This is a genomic window from Streptacidiphilus jiangxiensis (assembly GCF_900109465.1).
GTDB lineage: Bacteria > Actinomycetota > Actinomycetes > Streptomycetales > Streptomycetaceae > Streptacidiphilus > Streptacidiphilus jiangxiensis.
The window spans coordinates 354,709-376,776 of record NZ_FOAZ01000002.1 but is presented as its reverse complement, the minus strand read 5'-3'; the positions used below and the strand labels follow the sequence as shown (position 1 = coordinate 376,776).

Genomic DNA, 22,068 nt, shown 5'->3' with positions numbered 1-22,068 from the left:
ACTCACAAGGACCGTAGGAATACGTCGAGTTCCAGCATGTTGATGCGCCGGTAGTCCCGCGGATGGACCACCACCGTCAGTTCCGAACAGACTACGCCTTCACGCGACCTGGTCACGAAGGAGAGCAGGATCAGCCGGAGCAGTCCGGCGTGGTCCATGCTGTTGATCCGGGCGAGGTCCGAGCCGACCACCGCCATCGCCAGCGGTTCGCGGTGACTGCGGACCCGCACCGACTCCCAGAGCGCGGCCAGGCTGTCCCAGAGCACCCGGACGTCGCAGTCGACCACCAGGTCGTTGCTCATCCGCCCGTAGGCCACGCAGAAGAGACAGCGGGCGCCCTCCTCCACCACCGCGACCGTGCCCAGCGGGTAGCGGACCCGATTGCCCTGCGGCTTCGCCGAACGCGGCTCCGTGCCCAGTGCTCGCACGCCACGCAGCGACTGCGCGAGCAGGGCGTCGAGACGGGCCACATCCCCACCGAAGACCCGGTTCAGCAACTGGCCCTGCACGCTGCGGCCCACCACCAGCAAGTCGCTCGCGGTGTCCGTGTCGAAGGTGTCGCTGAACCCGACGACCAGGTGCCCGGGCTGCTCGAAGAGGTCACCGACCTCGACGGTGACGGCGAAGTCGGGGTGGCTGAACTCCCGACGGACCCGGTTGCGCGGCAGCGCGGTCGCCGCGCCGCCCACGAGCGCGACCCCGGCAATCGCAGCGAAGGCAGTGGTACGCGGCAGCGGCGCGTCCGGCCAGAAGGTCAGGTACAGCTGGGCGACTCCGGACAGCACCCCGAACTGCACCGCCCAGCTCCGACCCAGCAGCCGCAGCCCGATACGGGTGCCGACGAGGATGCGCAGCCGCCGCAGAAGATCGCCCGCCTTCATTCGGCGGGACGCTGCTGGATGCCGGCCGTGCCAGTGATGTCGCCCAGGGGAGCGGCGGGGATCCTCGGCCCGGTCTCGTCGAACATCCCGTTGAAGGGCACCCTGCGGTCCTGCTGCGGGGCGAGCGAGCCGGCGGTCAGCCGCAACGCCCGCACTGCGCCCTCCAACTCGGTGATCCGGTCGATCTGCTCCCTGATCAGCGGCAGCAGGTCGTCCAGGATCTCTTCGGTCCGGCGCTGCGGCACCACGGATCCGTCCGGGAGGCTCGCGGGGCTCGACATGATCTCCGCAAGGCGCTGCTGCGTCTCCGGCCAGAGCACCTCGAAGAGCTGCTCGATCCTCTTCTCCTCGTTCACCGGTTCGCAGCGTGCGTTGATCGACTTGATCATCGCCAGCACATCGGCGCCGGAGTCCGCCACCACGGCCTGGAACTGCTCCAGCGGGCTCTCGAGCAGGTCCCGCACGCTGGCGCCGAGCAGGAAGGGGATCACCTTGCCCTCGGCGACCTGACGCGACAGCGCCCCGGACTCGAAGTTGATCCAGGGCGCGTCGCGGTTGTGCGGGGTGATGCAGACGATCCCGAACGTCGACCCCTCGAGTTGGGCGGCGATCCGCTGGAGCCCGCGGTCTCCCTTCCTGATGTCGGCCGAGGAGACGAAGGCCTCGATCGAGGAGTTGAAGAACGGCAGGAATCGCTTCAACTCCTCGGCGCACAGCCGGGACTGCTCGCCGGACCAACTCAGGAAGATCTTCAGCATGGTGCCCCCGTACCTGACGCCCCCTCTGACCGACAGCCGGATCCTAGCGCCCGAATGTGCCGCGGACGGTCGGAAGTAGATCGTCCGCTGGCCCAAGACGTCGCAGGGGCACCAGCCTTGATTGTCGATCACATCACGTGGACGGGGCGTGGGAGTTTTGGTGGGAGGACGAGGACGCCTCGGGGGTTCCGGCTGCCGGCTGCGGCGATTTCTGCAAACGTGGGATCACCAGCGTGGGCTGGCGATCTCGCCCTTCATCCTTGACCGAGAGTGACCATCACGGAGTGCGGCATGTCGGACGCCCTGAGCCAACTCGCGGCCGATGAAGGGCTACGTCGAGTGGCACGCCTCGAAAACGGATGGCCTCTTCGGCTCCGAGTTCGACCACGAAGAAGACGACACTTCCGGCCCGCTTCGGATGGCGATGCCGACCAGTGGCCGGTGGTGATGTGGGCGCGCGTCAGCAATGCTCGGCGATCAGGGCCGGCAGCTCGCGCATGTCGTGGAAGACGGTGGTGTTGCGGCCTTCGAGGCGTTCGGCCGGGGTGAGTCCACCGGCGTAGCCGAACGCGCGCATGCCGGCGGCACGGGCGGCGTGGACGCCGGGCTGGCTGTCCTCGACCACCACACAGGCTTCGGGGTCGACGCCCATCTGCTGAGCGGCGTGCAGGAACAGGTCTGGGGCGGGCTTGCCGCGAGGGACTTCGGTTGAACTGTAGATGCGGCCGGCGAAGCGTTCGTAGAGCCCGGTGCGGCCCAGAGTGTGCCTCATCTTGTCGTGGGAGCCGCTGGAGGCGACGCAGGTGGGCAGCGTGAGCGCATCGAGCGCTTCCGGCAAGCCGTCGACCGGGGCAAGCTCGGCGTCCACGGCCTCCCGGTGGAGCTGCTCGAATCTCTCTGACCAGATCGCAGCCGTCTCGGGGCCGAGCTGAGCGGCGACCTGCTCATGGATGGCTGCGTGCGAGCGGCCGATGAACCGGTCCACGACCTCGTCCTCGGTCAGCGGCCAGCCCAGCTCGGCTCCGAGGGCGACCTGGACGCGAGCGGCGATGCGTTCGCTGTCGACGAGCACGCCGTCGCAATCAAATATGACGAGTTCAATGGGCTTGATCATCCCCGCAGGATAGGCCCGCTGTTCAAGCTGCGGCGACCTCCTCACGCTCGACCAGGACGCCGTAGATGTTCGTTCCGGACCAGCGAGACCGCATGCATGAGCTGTGTGAGGAGATCGTGCGGCGTATGGGGACCGCAGCCTGTGCTGATCGAGCTCGAACAGTCGGGTGAGGGAACGCCCAAGCCTGCACCCAACGGCATCAAAGGGGCAGGTCACCACGGATTGCCCTGGCCCGAAAGCGGAGCGTAAGCCGCCGCCCGGCTTCCCTTGTGTGGACGTCCCGTGTGCGAAATGATCCGGCTCGATCATTTTCGAAAGTGAAGCGCTGTCAACTTGCCTATTTTCAGGAAAGGTTGCGCACAGTGACTGAGACGCCCCTCTGGCTCCAGGGCCGTGAGGCCGTGATCGCCGCCGCCGACGCGCAGGACTGGCGCGAAGAGGCGCCGGACTACCACTTCTCTCACGAGATCATGCCCGCCCAGCGCACCACCTCCTTCGAGGCCGGCTCGCTGGAGGCGATCGTCGAGGGCATCGTGCAGGTCTTCGAGATGGAGGTCTCGCACAAGAAGGACCCGGCCACCTGGGTCTCCATGGTCGCCGAGCGCTTCCGCACCCGCGTGAACGGCGGCGCCTGGGCCTCCGCGCAGGACATCGTGGAGAACGGCAGCTACAACATCCTGGTCGGCGACAGCCCCTTCTACCCGCGGGTCGACTTCGACGGTTCGCACGAGGTCTTCCACACCGCCTTCCCGAACGGATTCTTCTGGGAGGTGCTGGAGGTTCTCACGCCTCCGCCGGTGGTCACCTTCAAGTGGCGGCACTGGGGTGCCTTCGAGGGCGAGTACGCCGGGCACGAGCCCGACGGCAGACTGATCGAGATGTTCGGCGTGAGTATCGCCAAGGTCAGCGACGACCTGAAGCTGCTGGAGGTCGAGCACTTCTACGACCCGAACGCGTTCCTCGGCGGTCTCACGGGCGGATGCCCGGTCGCCCGCTGACCGGCCGGCGGCAAGCGGGGGCTTGTGTTCCGGTTCGCCCCGATATGGGCGATTCCATAACTCGGTGAGATTTTCGGCGACGAGCCCCCGCGGTACCGGAGCGTCATTCCGGTGTGAAAGGCTCTGCGGCTATGGCGAGAGATCAACTGCTGCAGTCCCGGCACGGCGAGGCGCCCGCCCGCCAGGCGCTGAGCAAGGTTCCGGAAGTCACTGTCCTCTTCTGGGTCGTCAAGGTGCTCACCACCGGTATGGGTGAAACCACCTCCGACTTCCTGGTCAAGACGTTCAACCCGTTCCTTGTCGTGCCCGTGGCCGGCCTGGTGCTGGCGGCCGCGCTCGCCGTGCAGCTGACCGCCAAGCGCTACAGTGCCGCGATCTACTGGTTCGCGGTCGTCATGGTCAGCGTCTTCGGCACCATGGCGGCGGACGTGCTGCACGTGCAGCTCGGCGTTCCGTATGTCGTCTCGACCAGCTTCTTCGCGGTCGTTCTCGTGGCGATCTTCCTGCTCTGGTACCGGAGCGAGAAGACGCTGTCCATCCACAGCATCACCACCCGCCGCCGTGAGCTGTTCTACTGGGCGACGGTGCTCACCACCTTCGCGCTCGGCACGGCGACCGGTGACATGACGGCCTCCACGCTGAAGCTCGGCTACTTCTCCTCCGGCGTGCTCTTCGCCGTGCTGATCGCCATCCCGACGATCGCCCACTGGAAGCTCGGCCTCAACGCGATCTTCGCGTTCTGGTTCGCGTACATCGTCACCCGCCCGCTGGGTGCCTCGTTCGCCGACTGGATGGGCGTCTCGCACGCCCGCGGCGGTCTGAACTGGGGGACCGGCTGGGTCAGCCTCGTGCTGGCCGTGCTCATCGCCGGCTTCGTCGGCTACCTGGGCGTGACCCGCAAGGACGTCGCGACCTCCTGAGTCCACCCGAGCTCACCCGAGCTCGCCGGACTGATCAAAAACCAGCTGACGGCTCCTCGCCCGATCGGGAGACTGGTGCTCCGCCCGCAGACACGTGGGCGCCACCCCCTCCCGATCCGGCCGAGGAGCCGTTGTTGTGTCGAGCCTCCGAGTCACCGCAGAGCCGCTGACGATCCACCCCCACCCTGCCGCCGACGCGCTGGAACTGGCCCAGGTCGGGCTCTTCCGCGCCGTCGTGGCCAAGGGGATCTACCGGACCGGCGACTACGCCGTCTACATCCCCGAGCAGGCCGTGCTGCCCGCCGGGCTGATCGACGAACTGGGGCTGACCGGACGCCTCGCGGGGGCGGAGAAGAACCGGGTCAAGGCGATCCGGCTGCGCGGGGAGCTCTCGCAGGGCATCGTCTGCCGCCCCGGCGCCCTGGTCGCGGACCTCGCCGCCGCGCACGCGGACGGCACCGACTTCGCCGCGGCGCTCGGGATCACCAAGTGGGTTCCGCCGGTGCCCGCCACCATGTCGGGCGACGCGGAGCCGGCGCCGGACCTGCTGCCGTGGGTGGACATCGAGAACCTGCGCCGCTATCCCGACGTCTTCGCGGACGGCGAGGAGGTCGTGGTGACCGAGAAGGTCCACGGCAGTTGCTGCCTGTTCACGTACTACGCCGCCGACGGAGGGATCCAGGTCTCCTCCAAGGGCGTGGGCGCCGCGCACCTCGCCCTGGTCGAGGACGCGCGGAACCTCTACTGGCGTGCGGCCCGCGCCTTCGACCTGCCGGCGGTCGCGGAGCGTCTGGCGCAGCGGCTCGGCGCGAGCCGTGTCGGTGTCTTCGGCGAGGTCTTCGGCGACGGGGTCCAGGACCTCACCTACGGCGCGGACGTGCGGCGCGGTGAGACCGGCTTCGTGGTCTTCGACCTCTCCTACGACGACGGCACGGGGGTGGTCCGCTGGCTGGACCCGCAGGAGTGGCTGGCGGGCGAGCTCCCGTTGGTGCCGCAGCTGTACACCGGGCCGTTTGCGCACGAGAAGGTGCTCGAGCTGGCGGAGGGCCGCGAGACGCTCTCCGGGCGGGCCCTGCACATCCGCGAGGGCGTCGTGGTCCGCCCGCGCACGGAGCGGGCCAGCGTGGCCCTCGGCGGTAGCCGCGCCATCGCCAAGGTGATCAACCCGGCGTACCTGACGCGCAAGGGCGGCACCGAGTTCGAGTGAGCGCGGGCCGGGCCGACGCCCGGCCCGTCCTCCCACGCCTGTCCGCGTCCTCCCGGCGTCCACCCATGCCCTCCCGCGCCCGTCCGCGGGAGGGCGAGCGCAGCCGCGGAAGCGTCGGCCGAGAGAAAACCGGGAGAAGCGTTTTTGCAGGTGAGACGCGTGAGACGGGTGGGTTTCCGCCTATTCGCCCCGGAGTGGTGAACTACCGCCCGCGCGCCCCTGCTGTCAGAATCGGGCGGGCTGTCGGAGAAGATCAGCCGTCCATCACCACGGCCCACCGAGGGCCACTGCCGCCCGGCGCGTGAGGCGCGTACGGGCCTGGGGGAGACATGCCTCGCCGGATCCTGCGACCCATCCTGCGCCGACCCACCCTGCGCCGCGCCTGCGTCGTCGCGCTCGTCGGCGCCTCCGCGTTCAGTCTGAGCGTCGGCACGGCCATGGCCGCCGGCGAAGCGGGGGACGGGCGCATCTACAACCAGCTGAGGCTGCGCTTCCACCCGCTGACGGGCCTCGCCTCCGGTGAGGTGCTGGACGCGTCGGGGCCGTCCGCCGGTCACCTGGTCTGGTCCTCGGGTGCGGGCGAGGCGCTCATGCCGGCCTCCACCACCAAGATCGGCACCGCGATCGCCGCGCTGAGCGTCCTCGGCCCGAACCACACCGAGCGCACCCGCGCGCTGCTCGAGGGCCACACCCTCTACCTCGTCGGCGGCGCCGACCAGCACCTGACCGGTGACGACCTGAACGCCCTCGCCGACGCGACCGCCACCGCGCTGCGTGCCCGGCACCTCACCGGCGTGACCCTCTACGTGGACGACTCGCTCTTCCCGCACGTGCAGCCGGTCTCCCCGGGCTGGCAGCCCGGCTACGTCCCCGGCGAGGTCTCGTCCATCAGCGCGCTGCAGGTCTTCGGCCACGAGAACGTCGACAGCGCCCTGTACGCGGGCAACGTCTTTCGCTCCCGCCTCGGCACGCACGGAATCGGCGTGCAGGGAGGCGTGCTGGGCCGCGCCAAGGCCCCGCGTGCCGCCACGCAGCTCGCGTCGCACACCTCGGACTCGCTGGCGTCCGAGGTGGAGCGGATGCTCAAGGACAGCGTCAACGACAACGCCGAGGGCTTCGCGCGGCTGACCGCCCTTGCCGTCGGGCAGTCCGCCGACTGGAAGGGTGCCACGACGGCGGTGCGCTCCGTGCTGAACAGCCGCTACCACGTGCCGCTGACGGGTGTGCAGCTCTACGACGGCAGCGGTCTGTCCCGCTCGGACCGGATGACGGCGCACGCGCTGGCGTACATGGCGGCGCTGACCGTCAACCCGCGCTACTCCTCCGTCCTGCAGTACGTGCGCGCGGGCTTCCCCGTGGCCGGTGTCGACGGCACCCTCGGCCCCTCCTGGGGCCGGTTCACCACGGCGCCGACCAACTGCGCCGTCGGGCGGATCGATGCCAAGACCGGCACGCTGACCGGCGCCATCGCCCTGGCCGGGCTGGCGCTGAACAAGCAGGACGGCCAGTGGAAGGCGTTCGCCTTCCTGGAGGAGGGCGGCTTCAACACGACCTCCGCACGCGACCTGATCGACCGGTGGGCGACTACCGTCGAGGGATGCTGGTAGATCCGGAGCACGTCACCGAACCCCCGTGCCCGCCGAGCCCGGCCGGGGAGCAGATCGTCCGCCGGCTCCGCGAGGTGTACCCGAGCGGAGCCGACCCGGACCAGGCGGTCCGCCAGGCCGCCTACCTGCGCGACCAGTTCCCCTTCCTGGGCCTGCCCACCCCCGGGCGTCGGGCGCTGTCGCGGACGGTGCTGAGCGGTGCGGCGCGGCCGGACCAGGACGTCTGCGCGTCGGTCGCGCTGCGGGCCTGGCGGCTGCCGGAACGCGAGTACCAGTACTTCGCCGTCGACTACCTGCGCCGCCACGTGAAGGTCTGCGACGCGTCGTTCCTTCCGGTGGCGGCGTACCTGATCGTGACCCGCTCCTGGTGGGACACGGTCGACCACCTCGCCGCCCACGTCGTCGGCCGCCTCGTCGCCGCCGACCCGACGCTGACCGCGGAGATGGACCGCTGGATCACCGCCACCGACCTCTGGCTCGCCCGGACGGCGCTGCTGCATCAGTTGACCTATCGTCAGGACACGGATGCGGAGCGGCTGTTCGACTACTGCCGGATCCAGTCCGGGCACCGTGACTTCTTCGTCCGCAAGGCCATCGGCTGGGCGCTGCGCACCTACGCCACCACCGACCCCGACGCCGTCCGCTCGTTCCTCGCGGCGGAGGGCAACCGGCTCTCCCCGCTCTCGATCCGCGAGGCCGCAAAGCACCTGGGGTAATGGCGGAGTTCGCCAACTAAGCACTTGTGCAATGCTTTTGATGCCGCAAGGCTGACCGCATGATCAAGGTGTTCGCACTGAGACTCGGGTCCACGAAAGTTCCGTTCGGGCAGTTCTACGGCGGCCTGGACGGATGGCGGGGCGCGAGGGCGGTCCTGCGCTTCGCGACCGACAAGAAGCACTTCATCATCGTCCCCATCCACGCCTACCTGATCGACCACCCGGAGGAGGGGCTGATCCTGGTCGACGCGGGTGTCAACTGGCGCCAGACGCACGAGCACGGCGACTACTACCGTGGCATCGCCCACTACCTGTTCGACGACGACGAGTACCAGCTCACCCGCGACGAGGAGCTCCCGGCGGCACTGGCGAGACTCGGCTACCGTGTCGAGGACGTCCGCAAGGTCGTGGCGACCCACCTGCACGAGGACCACATCGGAGGCCTCTCCTACCTGCCCGATGCGGAACTGGTCATCAGCAGGGGAGAGTGGGAGAACCGGGACTGGAAGCTCTTCGGCTTCCTCCCGATGGTCTACCAGCCCTCCCTGCAGGCGGCCCGGAAGATCACCACCATCGACTACGCATCCGGTGCGTTCGAGAACTTCGACGCCAGCCACGACCTCACCGCGGACGGCACGGTCAAGCTGCTGCCGACCCCCGGGCACACCCCGGGCCACCTCTGCGTCCTGGTCCGGCTCGACGGCTACCAGTTGCTGATCACCGGCGACACGCTCTACACGCTGCGCCACCTGGCCAACGACGACGTCCAGGCCTTCGGCGCCGGGGACTGGGTGCCCAACCAGAACGCCTCGATCCGTCGGATCGCCGAACTGCGGCGCCGGCTACCGGAGCTGGTCCTGGCCCCTGGCCACGACCACTCCGACTACCAGTTCCTGCACCTCGCACCGGGGTTGGCGAAGGGTGGCCTCACCCCCGAGGAGCTGGCCGGGCTCCGGGCCTACGAGGAGACGGTCTTCACCGCGGAGGGCAGGCTCCAGCCCGAGGCGATCCCGCGCTTCGTCCCAGGCCCGGGCGCGGACCACGTCGGCCGCGTGACGGGCTGAGCCCGGCCACCGGGGAGGACGCGGCCCGATGCCGCGTCCTCCCCGGTGCAGCGGGCGGTCCGCCGGCTCAGCCGAGCGGACGGCAGAGCAGCGCGTCCGGGACGCCGCCGTCGTTCCAGTTCCAGGTGTAGGCGACGCCGGCGACGTACTCGTTGTCGGCGCACTGGCCCTTGTAGTAGCCGGGGGCCCAGTCGCTGGCGGTGGAGCCGCCGCTGGAGGGGCGGTTGTCGCCGTGGTCGAACCAGACGTCGTGGCCGGTCGTCGGCAGCGGCGTGGCCGAGGGGGCGCAGAGCAGGGCGGCCATGGCGTTGCTGTGCACGCTGTAGCCGACGGCGAAGGTGTTGTCGGGGCACTGGAGCTTGCTGTAGCCGGAGGCCCAGTCGCCCTCGGTGACGTAGCGCTCGTCGGTCACCGTCGTCCAACCGGCGGCGGACTTCGACGGCTGGTTCGCATCGGTGCACAGCCCGCGGCTGTCACTGCGGCCCAGCGCCACCAGCCGTTCGCTGTCCGGGCAGTTGCCCTTGCGGTTGCCGGAGGACCAGTCGGGCTGGGCCGACATCGTGGCGGAGACGTCGTAGTCGGCGTGGTCGAGGTCGAGCATGTTCCAGTGGTTCACCGGGGCGACCTGGCCGGTCAGGCTCGGCGCGGAGACGAGCTTGTTCCAGTCGGTGACGCGCCAGTCGCCGCCGTCCTCCAGGCCGGTGCGGTTGCCGTTGGCGTCGTAGGAGAGCAGCGCCCAGTTGTCCTGGAGGTTGCCGCTGGAGTCCGTGTACCCGATCAGCGGCCAGATGGCGAAGTCGGTGTCGTTGGCGGCCAGGATGTTGGTGAAGTTGTCGAACCAGGCCTGTTCCTTGGTGTCGGTCGAGCCGATTCCGGCGGCGCCGAACTCGCTGACCCAGACCGGGGCGGTGAAGTGCTGTCCGGACTGGGTGACGAACAGGGCCTCCTGGTTCACCACCTGGGCCAGCTGGGCGGGGGTGAAGTCCTCGTAGCGAGGATCACTGGTGGCGCCGAGGCCGCTGCCGGCACCGGAGTTGGCGGGGCCGGTGTAGGCGTAGAAGTGCGCGGAGTAGACGAGCTTGCCCGAGTTGATCAGGGTGTTGGAGAGGTTCGCGACGGGGGTCAGCATCGGCCGGCCGTGCGAGGTGATGTCGGTCGGGATGCCGTACCAGTTGATGCCCTCCATGATGACCAGCATGTCGGGGTCGGCGGCGAGGATCTTGTTGCCCGCGTCCTCGAAGGCGGCGTACTCGTCGTGGTCGTCGTACCAGCCCCAGTTGGGGTCGTCCCAGGTGTCGCGGCGCACCTCGTTGCGCAGGTCCGCCCCGACGACGCGCTTGTTCGCCTTGTAGCGGTTCACCATGAACAGCCAGTCGGACTCCCACTGCGCGGTGGTCTGTCCGCTGTTCCAGCGCTCGTTGCCGTCCAGGCCGCAGCACCAGCGGTAGCTGGTGGTGTGGTTGTTGAGGATGACGGCGAAGCCGTCGCCGGTGAGCGCGCTCACGACCGCGTCGTAGACCTGGAGCGGAGTGTCGCCCTTGAGTTGCGGGTTGGCGGCGACGGCCGCGTCCGGGACGGTGCTGGTGTCGTGGATCAGCGCGTCCGCGAAGGGGAGGCGGATGGCGTCGAGGCCGAGCGTGTGCAGGTCGGCGAGGATCTGCGGCAGCGGGGTGCGGTCCAGGCCGAGCGGGATGTTGTAGGAGACCTCGCCGTGCTCGTTGTCCGCGGGCGTGGTCGCGTCGCCGCTGCCGAGGTAGTGGCCCTGCGCGCCGTCCCAGTTGCCGGCCTTGAGTTTGAACCGGTTGCCGTTCGCGTCGACGATGTACCGCCCCCGGGTGCTCAGCGGCCCCGTCCAGGAGGCCGAGAGTTGAGCTCCCGTCAGTACCTGGGGTGCGTTCGGCAGCGAGGCCGCACGGGCCGGGGTCGGCGACGCTCCGGTGAGGCCCGCGAGCACGAGCGCGGCGGCGAGCAGCGCGGCGCGGACCAGGGCGCCGGCTCGAAGTGCGGTACGGACTGTCACGCGTCACTCCCTGTTGGTGCGCGTGGCATGCACGCGCGAAATTGGGATACCGGCGGGTAACAATGCCGCACAGAACTCAACAAGTCCAGAGGGAAAGCAACATGATCAATCCGTCCTCCAGTCGTTCAACATCACTTCATTTCCCTCACCCTGGCATGTACCCGACTGACCCCTAGTTTGTGGGTGCTACGCGCGTTGCACGCTGTCTCCAGCGCCCGTGCAGCGCCTCCCCACTGGCTGATCGTCAGCCGAACCATCGCGTCAGGAGCCCGCCTTGAGAGACGTACGCCGCCGACTCATCCGGACCCTCACGGCCGCCACCGCGGTCGCCACGGCAGCGGTCCTGCCGGGTGCCGTGAGCGCCCACGCCACCACCAACTACTCGCTGGTGGTACTGCCGGACCAGGGCGAGAGCGCGATCTACAACTTCGTCAACTCGGCGACGAGGTCGATCGACGTGACGATCTACGAGCTGCGCGACACCACGCTGGTCAACGACCTCGTCGCCAGGGAGAAGGCCGGCGTCACCGTCCGCGTCCTGATCGACCCCAACCACAGCTCCGTCAACAGCGCCGCCTACAGCGCGCTGCAGGCGGGCGGCGTCGGCGTCAACTACTCCGCCTCGACGTTCACCTACACCCACCAGAAGACCATCACCGTCGACGGCGCCAAGTCCTACGTCAGCACCGGCAACTTCGACACCACGTACTACGCGACCTCCCGCGACTACGGGGTGTTCGACACCACGGCGTCGGACGTCAGCGCGATCGAGGCGGTCTTCAACGCGGACTACGCGCACACCGCGATCACCCCCTCCGACGGTGCGGACCTGGTCTGGTCGCCCACCGACTCGCAGACGCAGCTGCTCGGCCTGGTCAACGGCGCCCAGCACAGCCTGGACGTCGAGGAGGAGGAGTTCGGCGACACCGCGCTCGTCAACGCGATCGTCGCGGACGAGCAGCGCGGCGTGACGGTGCGCGTCGTCGCGGAGAACGAGAACAACAGCTACACCACCCAGCTGAACCAGGTGACCGCCGCGGGCGGCCAGGTCAAGACCTACACCAGCTCGACCGGCTACTACATCCACGCCAAGGCCATCGTCGCCGACTACGGCACCGCGACCGCCAAGGCCTTCGCCGGCTCGGAGAACTTCTCCGACAACTCGCTCAACCACAACCGCGAACTGGGCCTGATCGTCAGCGACTCCGGTGTGGTGAACGGCCTGGAGCAGGCCTTCGACAGCGACTTCGGCTCCTCCGCGACCACCGGCAACACGGTCACCGTCACCAGTCCCGGCAGCCAGACCGGCACCGTCGGCACCGCGGCGAGCGTGCAGGTCAACGGGTCCGACTCGGCGGGCGCTGCGCTGACCTTCAGCGCGACCGGCCTGCCCGCGGGCCTGTCGATCTCCTCCTCCGGCCTGATCTCCGGCACGCCCACCGCGTCCGGCACCTCGTCGGTGACCGTGACGGCCACCGACTCCACCGGCGCCTCCGGCACGACCTCCTTCACCTGGACGGTCGGCGCGAGCACCGGCGGCGGCTGCGCCACCCCCGGCCAGCTGCTGGGCAACCCCGGCTTCGAGACCGGCACCGCCTCCCCGTGGACGACCTCGTCCAGCGTGCTCAACAACGACACCACCTCCGAGCCCGCCCACTCCGGCAGCTGGGACGCCTGGCTGGACGGCTACGGCACCGCTCACACCGACACCCTCGCCCAGTCCGTCGCCGTCCCCACCGGGTGCAGCGCGAGCTTCTCCTTCTGGCTGCACGTCGACACCGCCGAGACCAGCACGACCACGGCGTACGACACCCTGAAGGTCCAGGTCCTGAACGCCTCCGGCACCGTGCTCGGCACCCTGGCGACCTACTCCAACCTGGATGCGGCGAGCGGCTACCAGCAGCACACCTTCGACCTGTCCGGCTACGCCGGGCAGACCGTCACCCTGAAGTTCACGGGTACGGAGGACAGCGAGTACCAGACCAGCTTCGTCGTCGACGACGCGGCCCTGAACGCCTCCTGACGCGGTACCTCCCGAGCCCGGTGGGCCCCGCTCCCGTCGGCGCGGGGCCCACGCCCGTTCCACGCCCGTTCGGGGTGTCGGCTACGGTGGGCCGATCCGTCACCGACGAGGGGAGTGACCCACCGATGCTGGAGCCGCGCCACGACCTGCTGGCCGTGCACGCCCACCCGGACGACGAGTCCCTGTGGACCGGCGGCCTGCTCGCCCGCGAGGCCGCCGCGGGCCGCGTCACCGCCGTCGTCACCTGCACCGACGGTGAGCTCGCCGACGGCGGTTCGGCTGCCGCGCCCGGCACCCGGACCAAGGAGTGGACGCGCGCCCTGCGGCTGCTCGGCGTGGCCTCCAAGGTGATGCTGCCCTACCGTGACTCCGGCCGGGACGGTACCGGGCCGGGCTCGCTGTGCGCGGCGCCGTTCGACGAGGTGGTGGCCCACCTGGTGGAGCAGATCCGCGCCCTGCGCCCGTCCGTCGTGGTCACCTACGATCCGGCGGGAGCCTCCGGCCACATCGACCACATCCGTGTCCACCGCGCGACGTTGGCGGCGGTCGAGGCCGCGGCCGTCCCGTTCCTGCAGCCGGGCTCGGGCCCGGCCTGGGCGGTGTCCACCGTCCTGCTGGTCACCGTCCCCGAGTCGCTGGCCCGCCTGGCGGCCGACGCGGGGCTCCACCCGAAGGACGCGCCCTCCACCCCGGACGACCGCATCGCCGCCACCGTCGACGTCCGTCCCTGGCTGGACACCAAGTGGGCGGCACTGCGCTGCCACGCCTCGGAGTTCGAGCGCGGCGCGAGCGTGGCCGTCTTCGCCGACCCCGGCCTGCGCGAGATCGGCCTCGGCGCGGAGTACTACCTCCACCGCACGGGCCCGGGCGCGTCGCTCGGACCGGAACCCGACGAGGCGTGACGGCGTCAGGCCGTCGTCGGGGGCTCGGGCTCCGGGGGCGTGTCGCCGAGGAGCCAGCGGGCGCCCGGCCCGTGATCCGCGGCGGTGTCGTCGGGGTTGTAGAGGGCGCAGCGCTTGAGGGACAGACACCCGCAGCCGACGCAACCGCCGAGCTTGCGCCGCAGCAGCTGCAGTTCGGCGATCTGCTCGTCGATCCGCCGCTGCCACGCCCGCGCCACGGGTGCCCACTGCGCGGCCGTGGGGGCCCTGTCCTCCGGCAGTCGCGCCAGTGCCTGCCCGGCCTCGTCCAGCGAAAGCCCGACCCGCTGGGCCGCCCGCACGAAGGCCACCCGCCTCAGCATCGCCCGGTGGTACCGTCGCTGCCCACCCGTGGTCCGGCTGGACGCGATCAGCCCCAGCTCCTCGTAGTAGCGCAGCGCCGACGCGGCCAGCCCGCTGCGCGCGGCCAGCTCACCGATCGTCAGTCGGTCGTGCTGCGGGGGCATCGGATCACGGTCCTGGACTCCTGGACTTCGAGTGCGCTTGAAGTCCACAGCCTATCGGCCCCTGCCTGCGGGGGCGCACACGAGGAGCACTCTTGGGTATCGCCGACACGATCCAGCGTGTCCCGGACGTCGTACCGATGCGCGGTCTGTCGGGCGCGTGGGTCTGGTCGCCTGCGCCCCGGATGCACTACGCGGCCGCCCAGGATGCGAGTCGGCAGTGGCTCTTCCGGCTGAACGTCCTGGACGGCTTCGACGAACCGCTGCTGGCGGCCGTGTTCGCGTTCGCGCGCTCACGGGGGTCGGCAGGGAGCCCCTTGGGCGGACGGTCGCTCGTGGTGCTCGACGGGTTCTCGCACCCGGGCTACGACTTCGATGTCGTGTGTCTGGTCGCCCAGGAGGTGCACGGCTACAGCACGAAGGCCTACCCGGAACTCGCAAGCGTCGCGGTGGGAGCCTTCCCGGCGTTCCGTTGCGAGTTCTCCGGCACGGAAACCGCGCAGGAGTCCGCAGCCAGGTTCTCGCGGATGCTCCGCCCGGGGAGTCTGACCCGGCGGCCGTCCCCGTACGTGAAGATGCGTTACAGCAACGCGCGGACCCGCGGCGGCAGCATGGGCTCCGCCCTCGGCTTCACGACGGTCGACGTGCTCACGCGTGAGCTCGGCCTGCTGGAAGGCGCGCCCGGCTCGTTCGTCGAGTTCCAGAACTTCGAGCAACGGACGTTCCAAGCCGTGAGCTCCCTGGACGGCACCCTGTCGATCGCCGAGGGGGACGCGGAGGTCCGCGTCGACCCCGAAGCGCTGGTCGCCCTCGGCGAACGTCTGGTCCGCTCGGGCGGGCCCAGGCCGACGGCCTCGTAGGCGCGGGCCGGTGATCGTGGCTGAACTGGACAGAGTCCGAGTTCGCGGCATTGCGCCACATCGCCCCCGGTTCACCGATCCACGCGTGGACGGACCATCCCGGCAAAGGCGGCCTGAGCGGGTCTGCATACCGCCTCACACACAGGTCACAGCTCTACACGCACCTCGGCCGCCGAGGGATCAGCTGCGGACCCGTAGCGCAGAACAACGTGGGCCGGGCGGAGCGGGAGTCCTCGCAGCGTGGCTTCCATGACGCCGAAGAGCGCGTCGGCATCAGGCCCGTACGCGTACAGGACGACGTCGCCACCCCCGAACTCGTTTCCGTCGAACTCGCCGACACCAGCTCGTTCGATGGCCTCCCTCAGCAGACCCTGGGCTTCGCGCACAACCGACCGCTCCCCCTCCCCGCCGAAGCCCTCCTGAGCAAGCCGGAACCGCGCGATGACAGCGTGCTCGGCTCCGCCATCCGCCGTTTCCCCATCCACGTCCACCATGCGGCAACGATCTCACCTCGGACCGGCAGCGCCGACCGACTGCCTGGCCAAGCATGCGAGACAAACAATTGGTCCACGTGGCCACACGGACAACCTTGATCGCCTGCCACAACTGTTGGACCAGGTGGTCGCCGGCGGATCAGCGTGCCCTGGCAACTCGGCACAGCGGGCGAGGTCGTCGCGCGATGCCGCAGCAAGGACTCGACCTCCGATGAGGACAGACCGAGTCGACCGGGTCCTTGCAGCGCATCGGCCCGCTTGACTTCAAGTGCGCTTGAAGTTGCACGCTCATCCCATGACGCTGACCACGGCAGACGCCGTCACCTTTCACCCGACGTCCCCGACGTTCCACCACCTCGGCGGACTCATGAGCCGGATGACCGGCGCCGAGAAGCATGGTCCCGCCGCCAGTTCGACGCTCGACGTGCTGTGGGTGCTCTACGACCGGGTGCTGCGCGTGACCCCGGAGACGGCGGAGGATCAGGAGAGGGACCGTTTCCTGCTCTCCAAGGGCCATGGTCCGATGGCCTACTACGCCGTCCTGGCGGCGAAGGGCTTCATCGCCGCCGAGCTCCTGGACACCTTCGGCCGATACGACTCGCCGCTGGGCCACCACCCCGACCGGACGCTCGTGCCCGGGGTCGAGATCGGCAGCGGGTCGCTCGGGCACGGGCTGCCGCTCGGGGTCGGCACCGCGCTCGGGCTGCGGGCGCAGGGGTTGCTGGATCCGGCCGTGTGGGTGCTGATCGGTGACGCCGAGTTGGACGAGGGCAGCAACCACGAGGCGATCGCCTACGCCGGGGCGGCCGGGCTGGAGCGGCTGCACACGGTCGTCATCGACAACCAGTCGGCCACGCACGGTTGGTACGGGGGCATCGCCTCGCACTTCGCGACGGCGGGGTGGTCCACCGTGACCGTCGACGGGCGGGACCACGGCGCGCTGTTCGAGGCGTTCACCCGGCCGCACCCCGGGCGGCCGCACGCGGTCGTCGCCGTCGTCGAGCCCAAGAACTGACCAGCCACCACGGACCAGCAAGGAACGGACCCCATCATGCGCGAGCGATTCATCTCCACCACCACCGCCCTGCTCGACGAGGACCCGCGCGTCGCCGTCGTCCTCGCCGACATCTCCGCCTCCGGCTTCGACGGCGCGGCCGCCGCCCACCCCGACCGGGTGATAAACGTCGGCATCCGGGAACAGCTGCTGATCGGTGCGACGGGCGGCCTCGCGCTGGCCGGGATGCGGCCGATCGCCCACACCTTCGCCAGCTTTCTCGTGGAGCGGCCCTTCGAGCAGGTGAAGCTGGACCTCGGCCACCAGGGCGCGGGCGCCGTGCTGGTCAGCGCGCTCGGGTCGTACGACTGGCCGGCCGGTGGTCGCACGCACATGTCACCGGCGGACGTCGCACTGCTCGACACCCTGCCCGGCTGGACCGTGCACGTGCCCGGCCACCCGGACGAGGCCGAGCTGCTGCTGCGCGACGCGGCGGCCGCGGACGGGCTCGTCTACGTGCGGCTCTCGCTGCAGAGCAACGCCGCAGCCCGGCCGATCACGCCGGGGCGGTTCCTGACCGTGCGCGAGGGGCGGGGCGGTCCTGTCGTCATCGCGGTCGGTCCGGTGTTGGACGAGGTGCTCGCCGCCCTGGAGGGCGTGGACGCCACGGTCCTCTACGCCGCCACCGTCCGACCCTTCGACCAGGCGGCGCTGCGCGCCGCGCTCGCCGACCGGGCTGCGGCCGACGTGGTGGTCGTCGAGCCGTACCTCGCCGGGACCTCGACCCCGTTCGTCGCCGAGACGTTGGCGGACCGCGCGCACCGGGTGCTCGGCCTCGGCGTCTCCCGGGAGGAGCTGCGGCACTACGGGACGATGGAGCAGCACATCGCCGCGCACGGCCTGGACGCCGCCTCGCTGCGCGAGCGGATCACGGGTTGGGCGCAGCCGTGACCGCGGCCGTGACCGTCACCGCGGCGGTGACTTCGGCGCGCGTCAGCGCTTGCCGCGGCCCAGCAGGAACCACACCAGGGCCGCCGCGGCGACCAGCAGGCCGCCGGAGAGCAGCGCGGCGGCGTTGAGCCCGTGGACGAAGGAGTCCTGCGCGGCGCGCAGCAGCTCGGCACCCGGGCCCGACGGGAGGGTGTGCGCGGTCTCGACCGCGCCGCCCAGCGAGTTGCGGGCCGCTTCCGGGGTGCCGGTCGGCAGCCCGGAGCGGTAGATCGCGGTGGTCACCGTGCCGACCAGTGCGATGCCGAGCGCGGTGCCCAGCTCGTAGGCGGTCTCGGAGACCGCCGACGCCGCGCCGGCCTTCTCGGCCGGGGACGCGTCCAGGACCATCGTCGTCGACAGGGCGTAGACGATGCCCTCGACCATGCCGATCGCGGCGAAGGCGACGCCGATCACCAGGTAGGAGGTCGAGGCGTCGAGCCAGCCCAGCACGCCGATGCCGAGACCCATCGCCAGCAGAGCGCCCGCCAGGGTGCGGCGGTGGCCGGCGCGGCCCGCGAGCCAGGCCGCGACGAGCGCGCCGATCGTGGAACCGGCGAAGGCCGGCATGTCGGCGAGGCCGGCGACCAGCGGCGAGTAGCCGCGGACCAGCTGGAAGTACTGCGCCAGGAAGAAGACCACGCCGGAGAGGCCGATCAGGGCGATCAGCGCGGCGAGCACGGCGGCGGTGAACCGGCGGTTCGCGAAGAGCCGCACGTCCAGCAGGGGCATCGGCAGGCGCAGCTGTCGGCGCCAGAACGCGGTCAGGCAGGAGACACCGAGCAGGCCGGCGATCCACACGTCCACGCGGCCCAGGCCCTCGACCGCGCCCTCCTTGACGGCGTAGACGGCGCCGATGATGCCGACCAGCGACATGCCGACGCTCGGCAGGTCCCAGGCGCCCGGCTTCGGGTCGCGCGACTCGGGCAGCAGGCGCGCGCCGAGCACCAGCAGCACCAGCACCAGCGGCACGTTGATCAGGAAGACCGAGCCCCACCAGAAGTGCTCCAGCAGCACGCCGCCGAGGAGCGGACCGCCCGCCGCGCCGGCCGTGGCCGCGGCACCCCAGATGCCGATGGCGCGGGCGCGCTCGCGGTCGTCGGGGAAGAGCGTGCGGATCAGCGAGAGCGTGGACGGCATGATCGTCGCGCCGGCGACGCCGAGCAGGGCGCGGGCGGCGATCAGCCAGCCGGCGCTCGGCGCGTAGGCGGCCAGCAGCGACGCGGCGCCGAAGGCGGCGGCACCCAGCAGCAGGACCCGGCGGCGGCCGACGCGGTCGCTGAGCGAGCCCATGCTCACCAGCAGGCCGGCGATGACGAAGGAGTAGCTGTCGCCGATCCAGAGCAGCTGCGGCGCGGACGGGGCGAGGCTCTCGCTGATGAACGGCAGCGCAAGGACCAGCACGGTGGCGTCGACGGCCACCAGCAGCACGGCCAGGACGAGGACCGCGAGGGCGGTCCAGCGGGTGCGCGCGCTGCCGGAGGGCGCACCCGGGCGGTTATATCGGTAGGCGGAGGTGGTCTGCGGCACGGTCATGTCCGTGGTCATGAGAAGGGGCTCTCAGTCTGGTCAGCAGGTAGCAGGTAACAGGTGGTGAAGGGGAGGGCGCCGCGGGTCAGTCGCGCCGGACAGCGCCGCCGAGGAAGAGCTCGGTCAGTGCGCGGGTGCTGTCGCGGACGGCGAGTCGCCCGTCCTGGACGGCCCAGCCGACGCCGGCGAGCAGGGCGAAGAAGGCCTCGCTCAGCCAGGACGAGGGCAGTTCGATCCGGAAGGCGCCCGACTGCTGGCCGCGCAGGAAGAGCGCGGCGACCCGGGCGTCGATCCGGTCCCAGCCGTCGGTGATCGTGTCGTCCTCGAAGAGCTTGCTCTCGCCGGACAGGAAGGCGACCAGTTCCGCGTCGGGGATGATCGCGTCCGCCAGGCGGCGCACCGCCTCGACCGGATCTCCCTCGTCGACGGCCGCCGTGTCCAGCGCGGCCTCCATGCGCTGCAGCGCGAACGTGGCGATCTCGTGGAGCAGGGCGTCGCGGCCGGGGAAGAGGCGGTGCAGCGTCGCCCGGCTGATGCCGGCGGCGCGCGCGATCTCGTCCATCGCGGCCGTGGGCTGCCGTGAGAGCAGCCCGACGGCGGCGAGGAGGACGGTGTCGCGATCGGTGGCCATGCGGCAAGGATATATCACCTGAGACATGTTTGTCTCAGGTGATGCTTGGATGTCTTTCTGCTCGGTCGCCGATCCGGATCCCGCCGGGCTGTACGACCTGCGCGTACACGCCCACGCACGGCTCGGGCGGGCGGCCGGGCAAGGCGGGCACCCGGTTGTGCGTCGCCGGGACGCGCAGTGCGTCCGGGTCCGGCGGGAGCGGGCCGTGGGCGAGGGTCGGCACTGCGCAACGCGGCGTCGACGCGATGACGCGGAGGACGAGGTCAGGGCCGATCCGGAGATCCTGGCCCGCCCAGTCGTGCTCGGCGAAGGCTGCCGCGGAGGTGTCGAGCACGATGTTCGGACGGTAGCGCGCGATCTCGGCGCTGCCGCGGGGGCTCAGCGCGGCGATCCGTTCCAGGGTCGCGGTGGTGACCAGGTGGACCGGGGCGAAGTCGAAGAAGGAGCCGGGCGGCGCGGCCGAACCGAAAGCCACCATGTCCGCCTCGACGTCAGCCGTCACCCCGTCGCGCAGCACCTGTTCCGGTCGGGAACGCTCGAGTGTCGCCCCCGGCGGTGCGGTGTCCGCCAGCGAGACCGTCCGGCCCAGCGCGGCGGACAGCAGCGCGTCGAGCGTCGGATCGCCCGCCGGAAGACGGGCGCGGTCAGGCAGGCGGACGTGCACCGTCGCGCCGTCGGCGGTCGAGGCCTGGCAGGTCAGCAGCTCACGCCAGAGCCGTGGCTGCTTGGCGCTGGCGATCCTGCCCGTCCCGGCATCCAGCACCGCCCATCGGCGGTCGCCCTCCAGGCCGCCTTCGTCCACCGCGACGTGCGTGAGCGACTCGCCCAGCATCGACTTCACCGGGTAGCGGCACAGCGCCGCGACGGTGTCCGATCCGACCACGCTCACCGCGCACCTGCACGGTGAGCGGACTCCAGCACGGCCAGCTCCGGTGGCGAGAGGCGCAGCCCGGCGGCTGCGACGTTGGCGTCGAGGTGGGCCGGATCCCCGGTGCCGGGGATGGCCAGCACGTGCGGGCCCTGGTGCAGCGTCCAGGCGATGCGCAGCTGCGCGGTGCTGACGCCACGGCTCTGCGCGAGTTCCCGCAGGCTGTCGTGTTCGGGCAGGCCCCCGCCCCGCTCCCGGCCGCTCCCCGCGATCGAGTAGAACGGGACGAACGCCACCCCTCGTTCACCGCAGGTGCGCAGGAGCGCTTCCTGCTCCGGCGTCGTGGCGCCGAGGCCGAAGAGGTTCTGCACGCAGACCACGGGCGCGATCGCTTCTGCCTCGTCCAGATGGTGCGCACGGATGTTGGACAGGCCCAGGTGGCGAATCAGCCCCTGCTGCCGCAACTCGGCCAGTGCGCCGAAACGTTCGGCGATCGGGGCGTCGCCGAGGATGCGAAGGTTGACGACGTCGAGGTGGTCGCGGCCGAGCTGGCGCAGGTTCTCCTCCACCTGGCCGCGCAGTTCGGCCGGGGTCGCGGCGTGGGCGGTCCAGGAGCCGGACGGGTCGCGGCCGGGACCGACCTTGGTGACGACGACGAGGTCGTCGCGGTAGGGCGAAAGCGCGCGGTTGATCAACTCGTTGGCGCTGCGGGTGGCGGAGAAGTAGAAGGCGGCGGTGTCGATGTGGTTGACGCCGAGCTCCACGGCGCGGCGCAGGACATGGAGTGCCTGGTCGCGGTCGCGCGGTGCGGCGGCCGGGTCGAAGGCCGCGCCTGTCTGCGGCAGTCGCATGGCCCCGAGGCCGATCCGGCGGACGGGCAGGTCGCCCAGCGTCCAGGTGCCTGCTGCGGCGGCGGGAACCGAGTGCTCTTCCGTGTGCATGTCGGGAATGATCGTCGGCCCGTAGGGTGAGGGCCACTGATTCGGCTGCGACTGAATCGTCAGGGCGCCGT

The 22,068-nt window shown here is 70.6% G+C and carries 21 protein-coding genes; 11 read left to right on the top strand and 10 right to left on the bottom strand.

From position 1 onward, the window contains the following. Positions 1–2 precede the first annotated feature (2 nt). From BMY61_RS05205 to BMY61_RS05195, 3 genes are all read right to left on the bottom strand, one after another. The gene (locus BMY61_RS05205; RefSeq protein WP_042443633.1) at positions 3–881 is read right to left on the bottom strand and encodes a macro domain-containing protein; all 879 of its coding nucleotides are present in this window, start codon (positions 879–881) and stop codon (positions 3–5) included. Next, complete coding sequence (locus BMY61_RS05200) at positions 878–1,639, bottom strand: toll/interleukin-1 receptor domain-containing protein (RefSeq protein ID WP_042443630.1); 762 nt, start codon at positions 1,637–1,639, stop codon at positions 878–880. Before BMY61_RS05200 ends, BMY61_RS05205 begins: the two co-directional genes overlap by 4 nt. A 460-nt stretch (positions 1,640–2,099) precedes the next feature. After that, the gene (locus BMY61_RS05195; protein ID WP_042443628.1) at positions 2,100–2,753 is read right to left on the bottom strand and encodes an HAD family hydrolase; all 654 of its coding nucleotides are present in this window, start codon (positions 2,751–2,753) and stop codon (positions 2,100–2,102) included. A gap of 362 nt (positions 2,754–3,115) precedes the next feature. Between BMY61_RS05195 and BMY61_RS05190 the strand changes: the two genes are divergently transcribed. The 6 genes from BMY61_RS05190 to BMY61_RS05165 all read left to right on the top strand — a co-directional run bounded on the left by BMY61_RS05190 (position 3,116) and on the right by BMY61_RS05165 (position 9,265). Next, positions 3,116–3,751 (top strand): SnoaL-like polyketide cyclase, encoded by a 636-nt coding sequence (locus BMY61_RS05190; protein WP_082014785.1) that lies wholly within the window; start codon positions 3,116–3,118, stop codon positions 3,749–3,751. Positions 3,752–3,882: 131 nt separating this feature from the next. After that, complete coding sequence (locus BMY61_RS05185) at positions 3,883–4,671, top strand: COG4705 family protein (RefSeq protein ID WP_042443624.1); 789 nt, start codon at positions 3,883–3,885, stop codon at positions 4,669–4,671. Positions 4,672–4,807: 136 nt separating this feature from the next. Then, positions 4,808–5,878 carry an RNA ligase (ATP) gene (locus tag BMY61_RS05180; protein WP_042443622.1) on the top strand — a complete coding sequence of 357 codons (1,071 nt, stop codon included), beginning with the start codon at positions 4,808–4,810 and terminating at the stop codon, positions 5,876–5,878. 329 nt (positions 5,879–6,207) lie between these two features. Next, a complete protein-coding gene (gene dacB, locus BMY61_RS05175) occupies positions 6,208–7,485 on the top strand; it encodes a D-alanyl-D-alanine carboxypeptidase/D-alanyl-D-alanine endopeptidase (RefSeq protein WP_042443620.1) in 1,278 nt (425 codons plus the stop codon). Continuing rightward, the gene (locus tag BMY61_RS05170) at positions 7,476–8,201 is read left to right on the top strand and encodes a DNA alkylation repair protein (protein WP_042443618.1); all 726 of its coding nucleotides are present in this window, start codon (positions 7,476–7,478) and stop codon (positions 8,199–8,201) included. Before dacB ends, BMY61_RS05170 begins: the two co-directional genes overlap by 10 nt. A 59-nt stretch (positions 8,202–8,260) precedes the next feature. Beyond that, complete coding sequence (locus tag BMY61_RS05165; protein WP_042443616.1) at positions 8,261–9,265, top strand: N-acyl homoserine lactonase family protein; 1,005 nt, start codon at positions 8,261–8,263, stop codon at positions 9,263–9,265. Positions 9,266–9,332: 67 nt separating this feature from the next. On the opposite strand, the gene BMY61_RS05160 is transcribed toward BMY61_RS05165, so the two are convergent. After that, positions 9,333–11,285, bottom strand: coding sequence for a glycoside hydrolase family 5 protein (locus BMY61_RS05160; RefSeq protein ID WP_042443614.1), 1,953 nt, complete (start codon positions 11,283–11,285; stop codon positions 9,333–9,335). Between the two features lie 274 nt (positions 11,286–11,559). Here BMY61_RS05160 and BMY61_RS43960 point away from each other — a divergent pair, with 274 nt between their 5' ends. After that, positions 11,560–13,308: a phospholipase D-like domain-containing protein gene (locus tag BMY61_RS43960; protein WP_143094168.1), complete on the top strand. Its 1,749-nt coding sequence runs from the start codon at positions 11,560–11,562 to the stop codon at positions 13,306–13,308. A gap of 125 nt (positions 13,309–13,433) precedes the next feature. Next, complete coding sequence (locus BMY61_RS05145) at positions 13,434–14,210, top strand: PIG-L family deacetylase (RefSeq protein ID WP_042443612.1); 777 nt, start codon at positions 13,434–13,436, stop codon at positions 14,208–14,210. Between the two features lie 5 nt (positions 14,211–14,215). Here the strand turns inward: BMY61_RS05145 and soxR are convergent, their stop codons facing one another. Next, positions 14,216–14,695 carry a redox-sensitive transcriptional activator SoxR gene (soxR, locus tag BMY61_RS05140; RefSeq protein WP_042443610.1) on the bottom strand — a complete coding sequence of 160 codons (480 nt, stop codon included), beginning with the start codon at positions 14,693–14,695 and terminating at the stop codon, positions 14,216–14,218. Positions 14,696–14,787: 92 nt separating this feature from the next. Here soxR and BMY61_RS05135 point away from each other — a divergent pair, with 92 nt between their 5' ends. Continuing rightward, positions 14,788–15,552, top strand: a complete 765-nt coding sequence (locus tag BMY61_RS05135; RefSeq protein ID WP_042443607.1) for a hypothetical protein — start codon at positions 14,788–14,790, stop codon at positions 15,550–15,552. Between the two features lie 146 nt (positions 15,553–15,698). Here BMY61_RS05135 and BMY61_RS05130 read toward each other — a convergent pair whose 3' ends face one another. Further along, positions 15,699–16,046 carry a hypothetical protein gene (locus tag BMY61_RS05130; protein WP_042443605.1) on the bottom strand — a complete coding sequence of 116 codons (348 nt, stop codon included), beginning with the start codon at positions 16,044–16,046 and terminating at the stop codon, positions 15,699–15,701. Positions 16,047–16,341: 295 nt separating this feature from the next. Between BMY61_RS05130 and BMY61_RS05125 the strand changes: the two genes are divergently transcribed. Together BMY61_RS05125 and BMY61_RS05120 are read left to right on the top strand one after the other, a co-directional pair. Further along, entirely contained in the window at positions 16,342–17,061 is a 720-nt protein-coding gene (locus BMY61_RS05125) for a thiamine pyrophosphate-dependent enzyme (protein WP_042443602.1), read from the top strand. Between the two features lie 36 nt (positions 17,062–17,097). After that, the gene (locus BMY61_RS05120; RefSeq protein ID WP_042443601.1) at positions 17,098–17,991 is read left to right on the top strand and encodes a transketolase family protein; all 894 of its coding nucleotides are present in this window, start codon (positions 17,098–17,100) and stop codon (positions 17,989–17,991) included. A gap of 42 nt (positions 17,992–18,033) precedes the next feature. Here the strand turns inward: BMY61_RS05120 and BMY61_RS05115 are convergent, their stop codons facing one another. The 4 genes from BMY61_RS05115 to BMY61_RS05100 all read right to left on the bottom strand — a co-directional run bounded on the left by BMY61_RS05115 (position 18,034) and on the right by BMY61_RS05100 (position 21,997). Further along, positions 18,034–19,575, bottom strand: coding sequence for an MFS transporter (locus BMY61_RS05115; protein ID WP_042443599.1), 1,542 nt, complete (start codon positions 19,573–19,575; stop codon positions 18,034–18,036). A gap of 67 nt (positions 19,576–19,642) precedes the next feature. Beyond that, entirely contained in the window at positions 19,643–20,188 is a 546-nt protein-coding gene (locus BMY61_RS05110) for a TetR/AcrR family transcriptional regulator (protein ID WP_042443597.1), read from the bottom strand. Positions 20,189–20,222: 34 nt separating this feature from the next. After that, on the bottom strand, positions 20,223–21,077 hold the full coding sequence (locus BMY61_RS05105; protein ID WP_342342510.1) for an MOSC domain-containing protein: 855 nt from the start codon (positions 21,075–21,077) through the stop codon (positions 20,223–20,225). After that, a complete protein-coding gene (locus BMY61_RS05100; RefSeq protein ID WP_042443595.1) occupies positions 21,074–21,997 on the bottom strand; it encodes an aldo/keto reductase in 924 nt (307 codons plus the stop codon). Before BMY61_RS05100 ends, BMY61_RS05105 begins: the two co-directional genes overlap by 4 nt. Positions 21,998–22,068 lie beyond the last annotated feature (71 nt).